At 67.0% G+C, this 14,026-nt stretch carries 12 protein-coding genes; 10 read left to right on the top strand and 2 right to left on the bottom strand.

From position 1 onward, the window contains the following. The first annotated feature begins 26 nt into the window (after positions 1-26). From PKO50_RS28070 to PKO50_RS28045, 6 genes are all read left to right on the top strand, one after another. Positions 27-254, top strand: a complete 228-nt coding sequence (locus PKO50_RS28070) for a hypothetical protein (RefSeq protein ID WP_089392938.1) — start codon at positions 27-29, stop codon at positions 252-254. A 304-nt stretch (positions 255-558) separates the two neighbouring features. Then, entirely contained in the window at positions 559-2,364 is a 1,806-nt protein-coding gene (locus PKO50_RS28065; protein ID WP_109931741.1) for a phenylacyl-CoA dehydrogenase, read from the top strand. 206 nt (positions 2,365-2,570) lie between these two features. Beyond that, positions 2,571-2,906 carry a type II toxin-antitoxin system RelE/ParE family toxin gene (locus PKO50_RS28060; protein WP_275630539.1) on the top strand — a complete coding sequence of 112 codons (336 nt, stop codon included), beginning with the start codon at positions 2,571-2,573 and terminating at the stop codon, positions 2,904-2,906. Next, positions 2,899-3,219, top strand: coding sequence for a helix-turn-helix transcriptional regulator (locus PKO50_RS28055; RefSeq protein WP_089392940.1), 321 nt, complete (start codon positions 2,899-2,901; stop codon positions 3,217-3,219). The genes PKO50_RS28060 and PKO50_RS28055 overlap by 8 nt, the downstream gene beginning before the upstream one ends. Before the next feature lie 241 nt (positions 3,220-3,460). Then, positions 3,461-5,257 carry an acyl-CoA dehydrogenase C-terminal domain-containing protein gene (locus PKO50_RS28050; protein ID WP_275627855.1) on the top strand — a complete coding sequence of 599 codons (1,797 nt, stop codon included), beginning with the start codon at positions 3,461-3,463 and terminating at the stop codon, positions 5,255-5,257. Between the two features lie 220 nt (positions 5,258-5,477). Continuing rightward, complete coding sequence (locus PKO50_RS28045; RefSeq protein WP_109931745.1) at positions 5,478-7,256, top strand: acyl-CoA dehydrogenase C-terminal domain-containing protein; 1,779 nt, start codon at positions 5,478-5,480, stop codon at positions 7,254-7,256. A 444-nt stretch (positions 7,257-7,700) separates the two neighbouring features. Here PKO50_RS28045 and PKO50_RS28040 read toward each other — a convergent pair whose 3' ends face one another. Next, the gene (locus PKO50_RS28040) at positions 7,701-8,591 is read right to left on the bottom strand and encodes a LysR substrate-binding domain-containing protein (RefSeq protein WP_275627854.1); all 891 of its coding nucleotides are present in this window, start codon (positions 8,589-8,591) and stop codon (positions 7,701-7,703) included. Between the two features lie 100 nt (positions 8,592-8,691). Between PKO50_RS28040 and PKO50_RS28035 the strand changes: the two genes are divergently transcribed. Beyond that, complete coding sequence (locus PKO50_RS28035) at positions 8,692-9,393, top strand: MOSC domain-containing protein (RefSeq protein WP_089392944.1); 702 nt, start codon at positions 8,692-8,694, stop codon at positions 9,391-9,393. Between the two features lie 341 nt (positions 9,394-9,734). Here PKO50_RS28035 and PKO50_RS28030 read toward each other — a convergent pair whose 3' ends face one another. Continuing rightward, positions 9,735-10,445 (bottom strand): helix-turn-helix domain-containing protein, encoded by a 711-nt coding sequence (locus tag PKO50_RS28030; RefSeq protein WP_275627853.1) that lies wholly within the window; start codon positions 10,443-10,445, stop codon positions 9,735-9,737. Between the two features lie 275 nt (positions 10,446-10,720). On the opposite strand from PKO50_RS28030, the gene PKO50_RS28025 reads away from it, so the two are divergent. Genes PKO50_RS28025 through PKO50_RS28015 form a run of 3 tightly spaced genes read left to right on the top strand, consistent with a single transcriptional unit; the run spans position 10,721 to position 13,966 of the window. Continuing rightward, positions 10,721-12,010: an FAD-binding oxidoreductase gene (locus PKO50_RS28025; protein WP_275627852.1), complete on the top strand. Its 1,290-nt coding sequence runs from the start codon at positions 10,721-10,723 to the stop codon at positions 12,008-12,010. A gap of 19 nt (positions 12,011-12,029) precedes the next feature. Next, complete coding sequence (locus PKO50_RS28020) at positions 12,030-12,578, top strand: XRE family transcriptional regulator (RefSeq protein WP_043319201.1); 549 nt, start codon at positions 12,030-12,032, stop codon at positions 12,576-12,578. Positions 12,579-12,616: 38 nt separating this feature from the next. Beyond that, a complete protein-coding gene (locus PKO50_RS28015; protein ID WP_109931755.1) occupies positions 12,617-13,966 on the top strand; it encodes a glutamine synthetase family protein in 1,350 nt (449 codons plus the stop codon). Positions 13,967-14,026: the final 60 nt, after the last annotated feature.

Genomic DNA, 14,026 nt, shown 5'->3' with positions numbered 1-14,026 from the left:
GCAGGTTCCACCGAGGAAGATCGACCATGGAAATCTCCGGTAACGCATTCAGTACCGGTCTGCAGGGGCTGCAGCGCGGCCTGCAGCAGGTCGACCGCGCCGCCGCCCAGGTGGCCGCGCAGCCCGTGGCCCAGGACGACATCGCCCGCCCCGTGGTGGACATGGAAATGAGCAAGTACGCCGCCCTGGCGTCCAGCCGCGTCCTGCAGACCGCCGACGAAACCCTCGGGACGCTGATCGACATCAGCGTCTGACGCCTTTCCTCCCTTCAGAATTTCCTTTCAGCATCTTCGGGCCGTCACCTGTCGGCGGCCCGTGGCTGGGCTTTACTTGTGCTTATCGATACCCGCGAACGCAGCGCTCTGGCCCGTGCCCTCGCGCGTGACCGGGCGGTCGGCTTGCGCGCTTGACAAGGGTAGGGCGTAAACGTATGTTTCAAACGCCTGTTTGAGAGTCGAGGCGCACGGCGCATCGGCTGGGCGGCCGGGAACGCTCCCGCACAGCGACCGCAAGCATCGGTCGCCCATTAACCAGAACCCTTCGTAGAGGTTTACCGCTATGCCTGATTACAAGGCCCCCTTGCGTGATATCCGTTTCGTTCGCGACGAGCTGCTGGGCTACGAAGCGCACTACCAGAACCTGCCGGGCGCCCAGGACGCCACGCCGGACATGGTCAATGCCATCCTCGAAGAGGGTGCCAAGTTCTGCGAACAGGTGATCGCCCCGCTGAACCGCGTCGGCGACCAGGAAGGCTGCACCTGGAGCCCCGAGGGCGTGAAGACCCCCACCGGCTTCAAGGAGGCCTACCAGCAATTCGTCGAGGGCGGCTGGCCGAGCCTGGCCCATGACGTCGAGCACGGCGGCCAGGGCCTGCCGGAATCCCTGGGCATGGCCATCAGCGAGATGGTCGGCCAGGCCAACTGGTCCTGGGGCATGTACCCGGGCCTGTCCCACGGCGCCATGAACACCCTGCACGCCCACGGCACCCCGGAACAGCAGGCCACCTACCTGACCAAGCTGGTGTCCGGCGAGTGGACCGGCACCATGTGCCTGACCGAGCCGCACTGCGGCACCGACCTGGGCATGCTGCGCACCAAGGCCGAGCCCCAGGCCGACGGCACCTACAAGGTCACCGGCACCAAGATCTTCATCTCCGCCGGCGAACACGACATGGCCGACAACATCGTCCACATCGTGCTGGCCCGCCTGCCCGACGCCCCCCAGGGCACCAAGGGCATCTCGCTGTTCATCGTGCCGAAGTTCCTGCCCAACGCCGAAGGCGGCGTAGGCGAGCGCAATGCCGTGTCCTGTGGCTCCATCGAGCACAAGATGGGCATCCACGGCAACGCCACTTGCGTGATGAACTTCGACGCCGCCACCGGCTTCCTGATCGGCCCGCCGAACAAGGGCCTGAACTGCATGTTCACCTTCATGAACACCGCCCGCCTGGGTACCGCGCTGCAAGGCCTGGCCCACGCCGAGATCGGTTTCCAGGGTGGCATCGCCTACGCTCGCGAGCGTCTGCAGATGCGTTCGCTGACCGGCCCGAAAGCCCCGGAAAAGGCCGCCGACCCGATCATCGTGCACCCGGACGTGCGGCGCATGCTGCTGACCGCCAAGGCTTTCGCCGAAGGCAACCGCGCCATGCTGTACTTCGCCGCCAAGCAGGTGGACATCGTCCAGCGCAGCCAGGACGAAGAAGAGAAGAAAGCCGCTGACGCGATGCTGGCCTTCCTCACCCCGATCGCCAAGGCGTTCATGACCGAAGTCGGCTTCGAGTCGGCCAACCACGGCGTGCAGATCTATGGCGGCCACGGCTTCATCGCCGAGCACGGCATGGAACAGAACGTCCGCGACAGCCGCATCTCCATGCTGTACGAAGGCACCACCGGCGTTCAGGCGCTGGACCTGCTGGGCCGCAAGGTACTGATGACCCAGGGCGAGGCGCTCAAGGGCTTCACCAAGATCGTGCACAAGTTCTGCCAGGCCAACGAAGGCAACGACGCCGTCAAGGAATTCGTCGCGCCGCTGGCCGCGCTGAACAAGGAGTGGGGCGAACTGACCATGAAGGTCGGCATGGCCGCCATGAAGGACCGCGAGGAAGTCGGCGCCGCTTCGGTGGACTACCTGATGTTCTCCGGCTACGCCTGCCTGGCCTACTTCTGGGCCGACATGGCACGCCTGGCCGCCGAGAAACTGGCCGCCGGCACCGGCGAGGAGGCCTTCTACAAGGCCAAGCTGCAAACCGCGCGCTTCTACTTCCAGCGCATCCTGCCGCGTACCCGCACCCACGTCGCCACCATGCTGTCCGGCGCCGGCAACCTGATGGACATGGCCGAGGAAGACTTCTCCCTCGGTTACTGATAGCGCCGCTGGCACCAGCCCGCCCCTTGGCGGGCTGTCCACGGAGGCACCCGACACCCTGCGAGCCAAGCTCCCGCAGGGTGTTTTCATTTCCGAGCCTGCTCCACTCGCGATCGTGGCCCGGCTTGATCGCTATACCAATATGGGTATAGATTCGTTCGGCCGTTCATGGGAAAGCCGAGCCATCAGTGAAGTCGTTGATCTGGATGGGCAGCAGCAAGAAGGACCTTCTGGACATGCCCGAGGATGTCCAGGATGTATTTGGCTTCGCCCTGCACCAGGCCCAGGAGGGCGGCAAGCATCCCCAGGCCAAGCCGATGAAGGGCTTCTCGGGCGCTGGAGTGCTGGAAGTCGTCGAGGATTACGACGGCGACACCTATCGAGCGGTCTACACGGTGAAACTTGCAGCAGCGGTCTATGCTCTGCACTGCTTCCAGAAGAAATCGACCAGAGGCATAGAGACTCCGCAGCACGACATAGCGCTGATCAAGAAAAGGCTGAAAGACGCGGAAGCCCATGCGAAGAGCGTAGAAAATGATTGAGTTCGAAGAAGGTAGCGGCAACGTCTATGCCGACCTCGGCAGGGACGATGCCGGCGAGATGCAGGTCAAGGCCAGGCTGGCATCCAAGATCGGCAGCATCATCAAGGCTCGCCACCTGACACAGACCCAGGCCGCGGAAATCCTCGGGCTTCCCCAGCCCAAGGTTTCCGACATGTTGCGTGGGAAGTTCAGAGGCATCAGCGAGGCCAAGATGATCGACTGCCTGGCCCGGCTCGGACGTGACGTCCAGATCGTGGTCAAGGCCGCGCCCCGTTCACGCCGTGAGGGGCGGGTGGAAGTGGTCTTCGCCTGATCGGCTCTCCCGTGCAGGAAGCCCGCCCTGATGGCGGGCTTTTTTGTGCCCGTGCAGGCCGCGAGTACCGCGTTGCAGCGTATGGCCGGGGCCGTCGCGGGGTGGTGCGGCCGGCCCGAGGCCGGGCCCGGTTATGGCCGCGCATTCATCGCGCGCAGAGTGATTGCCGCCGCTTTCCGGCGCACAGTAGGTTCAGGGTCTATCCGCGCCGTTCCGGCGCCGAACCGACTGGAGAACTGCCATGCCCGAGTACAAGGCACCCCTGCGCGACGTGCGTTTCCTGATCGACGAAGTCTTCGACTTCGCCGGCCGCTACCAGGCCCTGGGCGCGACCGATGCCAGCCCGGACATGGTCGCCGCGATCCTCGAGGAAGGGGCCAGGTTCTGCGAGCAGGTGCTGGCGCCGCTGAACCGTTCCGGCGACGAGGAGGGCTGCCACTTCGACAACGGCGTGGTGACCACGCCCAAGGGTTTCAAGGAAGCCTTCGCGCAGTACGTCGAGGGTGGCTGGAATGGCGTGTCGTCCGACCCCGAGTACGGCGGCCAGGGCCTGCCGCCGTCCCTCGGCCTGCTGGTCAGCGAGATGATCGGCGCGGCCAACTGCTCCTGGGGCATGTACCCGGGCCTGACCAAGGGCGCCATGGCCGCCATCCACGCACACGGCAGCGCCGAGCAGAAGCAGGCCTACCTGCCGCGCATGACCGCCGGCACCTGGACCGGCACCATGTGCCTGACCGAGCCGCACTGCGGCACGGACCTGGGCATCATCAAGACCCGCGCCGTGCCCAACGCCGACGGCAGCTACGCCATCAGCGGCACCAAGATCTTCATCTCCGCCGGCGAGCACGACATGAGCGAGAACATCATCCACCTGGTGCTGGCCAAGCTGCCCGACGCCCCGGCCGGCACCAAGGGCATCTCGCTGTTCATCGTGCCCAAGTTCAGCCTCGACGCCAGCGGCGAGGCCGGCGCGCGCAACGCGGTGAGCTGCGGTTCCATCGAGCACAAGATGGGCATCAAGGCCTCGGCCACCTGCGTTATGAACTTCGACGGCGCCACCGGCTACCTGATCGGCGAGGCCAACAAGGGCCTGGCCTGCATGTTCACCATGATGAACCACGCGCGCCTGGGCACCGGGATGCAGGGCCTGTGCCTCGGCGAGACCAGCTACCAGGGCGCCGTGAAGTACGCCAGCGAGCGCCTGCAGATGCGCGCCCTGACCGGGCCCAAGGCGCCGGACAAGCCGGCCGACCCGATCATCGTGCACCCGGACGTGCGGCGCATGCTGCTGACCATGAAGGCCTTCAACGAGGGCAACCGCGCCCTGGCCTACTTCACCGCGCAACTGCTGGACATCGAGCACCTTTCCGAAAGCGCCGAGGAACGCGAGCAGGCGGCCAACCTGCTGGCCTTCCTCACCCCGATCTGCAAGGCCTTCATGACCGAAACCGGACTGGAGGTCACCAACCACGGCATGCAGGTGTTCGGCGGCCACGGCTTCATCCGCGAGTGGGGCATGGAGCAGCTTGTCCGGGATTGTCGCATCGCCCCGATCTACGAAGGCACCAACGGCATCCAGGCGCTGGACCTGCTTGGGCGCAAGGTGCTCGGCAGCCAGGGCAAGCTGCTGCTGGGCTTCACCAAGCTGGTCCACCAGCTGTGCCAGGCCAATGCCGAGCACCCGCAGCTGAAGGCCCAGGTAGCGCAGCTGGCGGCGCTGAACAAGCAGTGGGGTGAACTGACGCAGAAGGTCGGCATGGCCGCCATGAAGAACCCCGACGAAGTCGGCGCGGCGGCGGTGGACTACCTGATGTTCTCCGGCTACGTCACCCTCGGCTACTTCTGGCTGCAAATGGCCCTGGTGGCCCGGAGCAAGCTGGAGCAAGGCAGCAGCGAAGCCGGTTTCTACCAGGCCAAGCTGGCCACCGCGGACTTCTACTTCGCCCGCCTGCTGCCGCGCGCGGCCGCGCACAAGGCGGCGGTGGAGGCCGGCGGCGAAAGCCTGATGCGCCTGTCCGCCGAGCAGTTCGCCCTCTGATGCGCCAACCGCGGCCCCGGTCGCCCCTCGTGGCGGCCGGGGCCGCTGGCTGTCCGGTGGGCGCATATGGTGTGACCGATGATTAACAATTCGTTCACAATATGACGCTATGGCTCTGGGGAGTTGTCGGGGTAAACTCCGCCGGCGTACCCTTGCGTACGTCCTATCCTGAATACCGCTGGCTGCTTGTTCAGCCGTTGTTTCGCTCGAGGATTCCTACATGGCTGACTACAAAGCACCGCTGCGCGACATGCAATTCGTCCTCCACGAAGTCTTCGAGGTGGGCAAGCTCTGGGCCGAGCTGCCGGGTCTGGCCGAGACGGTGGACGTCGACACCGCCAACGCCATCCTCGAGGAAGCCGGCAAGGTCACCGCGGGCGTGATCGCCCCGCTGAACCGCAGCGGCGACGAAGAAGGCTGCAGCTGGAGCGCCGAGGGCGTGAAGACCCCGGCCGGCTTCCCCGAGGCCTACCGCACCTACGCCGAAGGCGGCTGGGTGGGCGTGGGCGGCGCGCCGGAATTCGGCGGCATGGGCATGCCCAAGGTCATCGGTGCGCAGGTCGAGGAGATGGTCAATGCGGCCAACCTGTCCTTCGGCCTCTATCCGATGCTGACCGCTGGCGCCTGCCTGTCGCTGCTCAACCACGCCAGCGAAGAACTCAAGGGCAAGTACCTGCCGAACATGTACGCCGGTACCTGGGCCGGTTCCATGTGCCTGACCGAGCCCCACGCCGGCACCGACCTGGGCATCATCCGCACCAAGGCCGAGCCCCAGGCCGACGGCAGCTACAAGGTCAGCGGCACCAAGATCTTCATCACCGGCGGCGAGCACGACCTGGCCGAGAACATCATCCACCTGGTGCTGGCCAAGTTGCCCGACGCGCCGGCCGGCTCCAAGGGCATCTCGCTGTTCCTGGTGCCCAAGGTGCTGGTCAACGAGGACGGCTCGCTCGGTGAGCGCAACGCCGTGAGCTGCGGCTCCATCGAGCACAAGATGGGCATCAAGGCCTCGGCCACCTGCGTGATGAACTTCGACGGCGCCACCGGCTGGATCGTCGATGCGCCGAACAAGGGCCTGGCGGCCATGTTCACCATGATGAACTACGAGCGCCTGGGCGTAGGCATCCAGGGCCTGGCGACCGGCGAGCGCTCCTACCAGAGCGCCGTGGAATACGCCCGCGAGCGCATCCAGAGCCGCGCGCCCACCGGCCCGGTGGCCAAGGACAAGGCGGCCGACCCGATCATCGTGCACCCGGACGTGCGCCGCATGCTGCTGACCATGAAGGCGCTGAACGAGGGCGGCCGCGCCTTCTCCAGCTACGTCGCCATGCAGCTGGACACCGCCAAGTACAGCGAAGAGCCCACCGTGCGCAAGCGCGCCGAGGACCTGGTCGCCCTGCTGACCCCGGTGGCCAAGGCCTTCCTCACCGACATGGGCCTGGAAACCACCGTCCACGGCCAGCAGGTGTTCGGCGGCCATGGCTTCATCCGCGAGTGGGGCCAGGAGCAGCTTGTCCGGGATTGTCGCATCACCCAGATCTACGAAGGCACCAACGGCATCCAGGCGCTGGACCTGATGGGCCGCAAGATCGTCGGTAGCGGTGGCGCCTTCGCCAAGCACTTCACCGACGAGATCAAAGCCTTCACCGCCTCGGCCGGCGCCGAGCTGGCCGAGTTCACCGGCCCGCTGAACGCTGCCGTGCAGAACCTCGAAGAGCTGACCGCCTGGGTGCTGGACCGCGCCAAGGCCAGCCCCAACGAGATCGGTGCCGCCTCGGTGGAATACCTCCAGGTGTTCGGCTACACCGCCTACGCCTACATGTGGGCGCTGATGGCTCGCGCCGCGCAGGGCAAGGAAGGGCAGGACGACTTCTACGCCAGCAAGCTGGGTACCGCGCGCTTCTACTTCGCCCGTCTGCTGCCGCGCATCCACTCGCTGAGCGCCTCGGTGAAAGCCGGCAGTGAGTCGCTGTACCTGCTCGACGCCGCGCAGTTCTAAGCCGTGCAGGCAGGCAGGGCCCCGCTTCGGCGGGGCCTTGTCGTTTCAGCGGGGCAACGCTTTGTAAGCCTAGGCTTACACGTCGTGGTGTCATTTGGCGTCTATCGACGACGAGGGCTGGCGAGTAATCTTGTTTCCAGTCAGGACACTGCGCAGGAAGCGCCGACGACAAAACGGAAAGATAGGGATTCCACCATGGACGGTGGCCAGCATGGACGTCAGGATATCGGTCTGCAAAACCCCGCTCGCAAGGCGGGGTTTTTCTTTGCCTGCGGTTTTTCCCCACCCAGCCGACTGTAGCGATTCGCGCGCAGGGCGCGCTCCTACAAGGGGAATGGCGTGGGTGGGGCGGCGTAGGAGCGGATCTCATCCGCGATCCGTGCCGGGACGCCCGGCTATCGCGGAGAAGCTCCGCTCCTACGAAGAGCATCTCGGCGCGGGGCTCTACGAAAAACTCTGCACCGCGCCTTCCAGCAGCGAGCGCAGCAGCTCCACCGTGCTGTGCTGGCGCTGCGCGTCGCGGTACACCAGGCCTACGCTCAGCGGGATGCGCGGCTCGCTCAACGGCTTCCACAGCAGGTCGCGGTTGCTGTGCAGCTGTCGCGCGCGGCCCGGCAGCACCGTGGCGAAGCGGCTGTGGGGCAGGCTGTCGAGGATGCCGCTCATGTGGTTCAGCTCGGCCTGCACCCGTGGCCGGCGGCCGATGGCGGCCAGTTGCTCCTGCCAGATCTGCCGGGCGCGGAATTCCTCGCCCAGCAGCAGCATCGGCAGTTCCGCGGCCTGGGCCAGGGACACCTTCTTGAACTCGCGCAACGGGTGGTCGGCGGGGATCACCAGCTGCAGCTCGTCCGGGTACAGCTCCACGCCATGCAGCGCCGGCTGGCGCGGCGGCAGGAAGCCGATGCCGATATCCAGCTGCCCGGCCAGCAGCCGGCGCTCGATCTCCACCCCGGACAGCTCGTAGATGCGCACCTGCAGGTGCGGCTGCGCGGCGTGCAGGCGTTCCACCAGGTGGGGCACCAGGCTGGCGTTCACCGTCTGCAGCACGCCGATGGCCAGGCTGCGCGCGGCCTGCCCGCGGAAGCCGCGCAGGGCCTCGTGGGCGCGCTCCAGGCCTTCGAGCAGGGGCACGGCATGGTTGTACAGGGTGTGCGCCGCCGCCGTCGGCACCAGGCGCTTGCCGATGCGCTGGAACAGGGCCACGTCGAGGCTCCGCTCCAGCTGGCGGATCTGCTGTGACAGCGCCGGTTGCGACAGGGCCAGGCGCTCGGCGGCACGGCCGACGTGGCCTTCCTCGTAGAGCGCGACGAAATAGCGGAGCTGGCGGAAATCCATAAGCGCGGCTTATCAACGAAACTGGAAAATCGAAATGGATAGGTACCTATCCGAGGCTCTAGTCTAGTGCCTGTCCGCTGCTGCAGACGGGTAGACAAAGGTGGAAGGCATCGTCATCCAGGGTGTTTTCATAGGCAAAGTCGAAGAGTGCTGGGGCGGCCTGGTCAGCGCCATCGACAAGCTGGAAACCCGCGAGGAAGTCTGGCTGGGCAGCGAAGGCCTGCCCGGCGACGAACAGGCCGACCTGCGCCACCACGGCGGCCTCGACCGTGCGCTGCACCACTACCCGGCCGAGCACTACCGCCACTGGCGCAAGCAGCACCCGCAGCAGCGCTGGCAGCAACCGGCCTTCGGCGAGAACCTCTCGACCTTCGGCGTGAACGAGGCCGACGTGTGCATCGGCGACCTGTTCCGCTGGGGCGAGGCGCTGATCGAGGTCAGCCAGCCGCGCTCGCCGTGCTACCGCCTGGGGCGTCGCTGGAACCTCCCGGAACTGCCGCTGGAGCTGCAGCAGCAGGGCCGCTGCGGCTGGTTCTACCGGGTGCGCCGCGCCGGCATGGTCAGCGCCGCCGCGCCGCTGGAGCTGGTGCAGCGGCACTACCCGCAGCTGAGCGTGGCCAGCCTGTTGCGCTGGTACTTCGGCGAACCGCTGGAGCCCTGCGGCCTGCGCCAGATGATGGCGTGCGACGCGCTCTCGCTGCGCTGGCGCAAGACCGCCGCGCAACGCCTGGCCAGTGGCGTGGTGGAAGACTGGACGGCCCGCCTGCAGGGCCCCGAATGCCTGGGCAGCGGCCCCGCCTGACGCGGCGGCTGCCCACAACCTGCCTCGCGCCCGCCCCGGACGTCGTTTTGGTCCATCGGGGCGGCTTTTATTCCCGGCCGGGGCGTTGCGCCCCGAGACCGAAGGCGGCCTGTCGGCCGCATCGCGGATGAATCCGCTCCTACGCTGCATCAGCCATGGCGTACCCCATGTAGGAGCGCGCCCTGCGCGCGAATCGCGGGCAGGGCTCCTACATCCTCAGGTGAACACACACCGTAGGATGGGTTGAGCGAAGGCTCAACCCATCCTACGAAAGAAACCTGGCGCGGCCGTATGCTATCAGCATGCTCCCGTAGGAGCGGACTCCGTCCGCGATAAAGGCGTTACAGTTCGATCTCGCCCCCCGCCAGTGCGCACAGCTCGGTGAAGTCGACGATCTCCGTCTCCCGCCCGTTGACCCGCAGCAGGCCGTTCTTCTGCAGGCGGGTGAAGCTGCGCGACACGGTTTCCACCGCCAGCCCCAGGTAGTCGCCGATTTCGTGGCGCGACATGCTCAGGCGAAAACGCAGGGCCGAGAAGCCGCGCTCGCGGAAGTGCGCCGAGATGTTCAGCAGGAAGGCGGCGATCCGCGAGTCGGCGTTGAGCCGCGAGAGCAGCAGCTTCATCTGCTGGTCCTCGCGGATCTTGCGGCTCATCATCAGCAGCAGTTGGTGCGACAGCCCGGGGATCTGCTGCGACAACTGCTCCAGCTGGTCGAAGGGAATCTCGCTGCACAGGGGGCTTTCCAGGGCGATGGCCGACACCGGGTAGCGCCCCTCGTCCATGCCGGAGAAGCCGAAGATCTCGTTGGCATAGTAGAAGCCGGTGATCTTCTCCAGGCCCTGCTCGTTGGTGGTCACCGTCTTCAGCGAGCCGGAGCGCACCAGGTAGACGTTGTGGAAGGTGTCGCCCTGGCGGAACAGGTGGTCGCCCTTGTGCAGCAGGTGGCCGGGCCTGATGATGGCTTCCAGCTCGAGGATCTTGTCGTCGCTGAGGGTGGGCGGCGCCAGACGGCAGTTCTTGCAGTACGGTTGCGGCTTCAGCATCTGATTCATCCGGTTATCCCCTGTACACCAGCGCTAACCGCGTCCGGCGGCCTTCTAAGAACATAGCAACAGATGGGCATCTGTCATCCGCGTGGACGGTTCGGCCCCGCTGTGGATGGGCTCGGGAGGTAGATGGGCACGGGGCGGGCCAATGCCAAGGCGCCGGCGGTTTTTCCCGGGATTGCATTGCCGCAGGTCAGGTCGAATTCGCGCCGGGCTGGCTTCGTGAAATTCGTTGTGTTAGTTTTCATGAAAAACAAGCATGACAATTTCACGAGGTCGCCATGTTCCTGCAATCCAGCCAGCCCGTCGGCACCTACTACGCCGCCGCCAACCCGGAGTTGCTGCAGCCCCGCGCGCAGCTGACGGATGCGCTGGAGGTCGAGGTGCTGGTGATCGGCGCCGGCTTCAGCGGCCTGCATACCGCGCTGCAGCTGGCCGAGGGCGGCCGCCAGGTCTGCGTGATCGAGGCCAGCCGCATCGCCTGGGCGGCTTCCGGGCGCAACGGCGGCCAGGCGCTGCCGGGCTGGTCCAGCGACCTCGGCCCGATCGAGGCCGACCTCGGCCATGAAGGCGCCCTGCGCCTGTGGCAGGGCATGCTCTGGGCGGCGCGCGAGATGCGCGACCTGCCGCAGCGCCACGGCTTCGACTGCGACTACCGCGTCGGCCACCTGTGGACCGCCGTGCTGCCGCGCCGCGTCGGCATGCTCGAGGAATGGCAGGGCGAGGCCGCGCGCCGCTGGGGCTACGAGGGCCTGCAGATGGTTTCCCGCGCCGAGCTGCCGCAGTGGATCGCCAGCGAACGCTACCTGGCCGGCCTGTACGACCCGAATTCCGCGCACCTCAACCCGCTGAAGCTGGCCTACGGCCTGGCCGGCGCGCTGGAGAGGGCCGGCGGGCGCATCTTCGAGCAGACCCGCGCGCTGCGCTACAGCGAGCAGGGCAACGGCTACGTCGTCGAGACCGAGCACGGCAGCATCCGCTGCGCCGCCCTGGTGCTGGCCTGCAACGCCTACATCGACGGCCTGGACAAGGAAGTCTCCGCGCGCATCCTGCCAGTGGGCACCTACCAGGTCGCCACCGCGCCCCTGGGCGCGGAGCTGGCGCATTCGCTGCTGCCGCAGAACTGCTGCGTCACCGACAACCAGTTCGTCCTCGACTACTTCCGCCTGACCCCCGACCACCGCCTGCTGTTCGGCGGCGGCTGCACCTACCTGGGCGGCATGCCCGCGGACATCCGCGCGGCCACCCGGCCCTACGTCGAGCGGGTGTTCCCGCAACTGCGCGGGGTGGAGCTGGAATACGCCTGGGGCGGGCACATCGACTGCAGCATGCGGCGCACCCCGGACGTCGGCCGCCGCGGCGACCTCTACTGGCTGCAGGGCTATTCCGGGCATGGCGTGCTGCCCAGCCTGGCCGCCGCCCGCGCGGTCAGCCAGGCCATGCTGGGGTACGGCGAGGAGCTCGACCTGTACCAGCGCCTGAGCAATCCCGGCTTCCCCGGTGGCCAACGCTTCGCCGCGCCACTGGAAGCCGTCGGCAAAGCCTGGTATCGCTTGCGGGACTTCTTCTGAACAGAGCCGGGCAGCGCCTATGCAAGAACACCAGAACGAACACCTCGCGACCCTGATCCGCGACCTGCGCAAGCACAAGAACCTGACCCTCGGCGCCCTGGCCGAGCGCATCGGCCGCTCGGTGGGCTTCCTCTCCCAGGTCGAGCGTGGCCTGTCGCGCCCGACCGTGGCCGACCTCACTGCCATCAGCGAAGCCCTCGGCGTGCCGACCACCTACTTCTACGCCGAGGGGCCTGCCCGCGAGCTGGCCTGGGTGACGCGCCCGGCCGACCGCCGCACGCTGTACTACGCCGGCGGCATCACCGACATCCTCGCCTCGCCGAACATGTCCGGCGGCTTCTCCATGCTCGACAGCATCCTCGCCCCCGGCGCCACCAGCGGCGAGGACCACCTCAACGACAGCTCCGAGCAGGGCGGCTTCGTGCTGGAGGGCGAACTGACCCTCTGGTACCAGGACGAGACCGTCACCCTTTACCCCAACGACAGCTTCCAGCTGCCGCCGCACGCGAAATTCCGCTACGGCAACCTGACAGACAAACCAACGAGGGTGCTCTGGATCTTCACCTGAAGGCATCCGGCTGCGCCTGACACACAGGCACCAAGAAGATGAACCGCCAAACCTTCCCCGACCTGCTCAGCGAAGTACGCGCCTTCCGCGCCCAGAACCCGGACGTGCGCTACGTCGACCTGATCTGCCTGGACATCCCCGGGCACTTCTACGGCAAGCGCTACCCGGTGGACATGCTGGAGAAAGTCGCTGCCGGCTCGCCCCTGAAGCTGCCGCAGAACTGCGTGCTGCTGGGCGTGCAGGGCGGCCTGCACCCGATCGGCGACTACTGCTTCAACGACGGCGACCCGGACGCGCCGCGCCGGCTGATCCCCGGCAGCCTCAAGCCGGTGCGCTGGGAGAACCAGCCGCTGGGGCAGATGATCATCAGCTCCGACGGCACCGAGGCGCCCATCGAGTTCGAGCCGCGGGAAGTGCTGGCGCGCGTGCTCAAGCGCCTGGAAGGCAAGGGCATCCGCCCGGTGGTGGCCTTCGAGCTGGAGTTCTACCTGTTCGACAAGAAGCTCAGGGACGGCCTGCCGCAGTACCCGCGCGACCCGCTGTGCGAGGACGAGGACGACCAGCCGAACATGCACATCGAGCGTCTGTCGCGCTTCTCCGACGTGCTCCACGAGATAGTCGAGGCCTCGCGCGAGCAGGGCGTGGACGCCAACGTGATCACCGCCGAGATCGGCCCCGGCCAGTTCGAGATCAACTTCGCCCACTGCGAGGACGGCCTGCACGCCGCCGACCAGGCCGCGCTGTTCACCCGCGCCACCCGCGGCGTGGCACTCAAGCATGGGCACCGCGCCAGCTTCATGAGCAAACCCTACCTGCACGCGCCGGGCAGCGGCATGCACGTGCACGTCAGCCTCTACGACCGTGACGGCCGCAACCTGCTCGACGGCGACGAACAGCGCCCGCTGCGCCACGCCGTGGCCGGCTGCCTGGAGCTGCTGCCGCATTGCATGCCGATCTTCGCCGCCAACCACAACGCCTACCGCCGCTACGGCTCGCGGGTGAACGCTGCCAGCAAGGCCAGCTGGGGCTTCGAGGACCGCGATGCGTGCATCCGCATCCCCGAGTCCGATGGCAGGAACCTGCGCATCGAGCATCGCCTCGCCGGGGCCGACGCCAACCCCTACCTGGTGCTGGCGGCCATCCTCACCGGCATGGAATACGGTCTGGAAGCGGGCAAGGAGCCCATCGCCCCGCTGAACGAAGACCGCGACAGCGGCATCGACTTCCCCCGCGACATGCTCGGCGCGGTGGCGGCCATGGAGAACCATCCGGCGGTGAAGGAAGGGCTCGGCAGCGAGTTCGTCTTCGTCTACTGCGAGAACAAGCGCCACGATCACCTGGAGTTCATGGACGAGGTGAGTGCGCGGGAGTACCGCTGGTTCCTGTGAAGGGAAAGCGGCGGCGCGGGTAGCGCTGCCGCGGCGTCCACCGTTTGGGTGGACGCGTGG

Origin of the sequence: Pseudomonas sp. 273 (genome assembly GCF_029201425.1) — a bacterium.
GTDB classification, from domain to species: Bacteria; Pseudomonadota; Gammaproteobacteria; order Pseudomonadales; family Pseudomonadaceae; genus Pseudomonas; species Pseudomonas delhiensis.
This window is presented reverse-complemented; position numbering and strand designations above follow the sequence as displayed.

Bases quoted from the DNA above. Each gene is read 5' to 3' on its own strand.
- PKO50_RS28045 (WP_109931745.1), top strand. From the start codon at position 5,478: ATGGCTGACTACAAAGCACCGCTGCGCGACATGCAATTCGTCCTCCAC.
- PKO50_RS28030 (WP_275627853.1), bottom strand. From the start codon at position 10,445: ATGAATCAGATGCTGAAGCCGCAACCGTACTGCAAGAACTGCCGTCTG.
- PKO50_RS28055 (WP_089392940.1), top strand. From the start codon at position 2,899: ATGATTGAGTTCGAAGAAGGTAGCGGCAACGTCTATGCCGACCTCGGC.
- PKO50_RS28025 (WP_275627852.1), top strand. From the start codon at position 10,721: ATGTTCCTGCAATCCAGCCAGCCCGTCGGCACCTACTACGCCGCCGCC.
- PKO50_RS28065 (WP_109931741.1), top strand. From the start codon at position 559: ATGCCTGATTACAAGGCCCCCTTGCGTGATATCCGTTTCGTTCGCGAC.
- PKO50_RS28070 (WP_089392938.1), top strand. From the start codon at position 27: ATGGAAATCTCCGGTAACGCATTCAGTACCGGTCTGCAGGGGCTGCAG.
- PKO50_RS28015 (WP_109931755.1), top strand. From the start codon at position 12,617: ATGAACCGCCAAACCTTCCCCGACCTGCTCAGCGAAGTACGCGCCTTC.
- PKO50_RS28040 (WP_275627854.1), bottom strand. From the start codon at position 8,591: ATGGATTTCCGCCAGCTCCGCTATTTCGTCGCGCTCTACGAGGAAGGC.
- PKO50_RS28060 (WP_275630539.1), top strand. From the start codon at position 2,571: ATGGGCAGCAGCAAGAAGGACCTTCTGGACATGCCCGAGGATGTCCAG.
- PKO50_RS28020 (WP_043319201.1), top strand. From the start codon at position 12,030: ATGCAAGAACACCAGAACGAACACCTCGCGACCCTGATCCGCGACCTG.
- PKO50_RS28050 (WP_275627855.1), top strand. From the start codon at position 3,461: ATGCCCGAGTACAAGGCACCCCTGCGCGACGTGCGTTTCCTGATCGAC.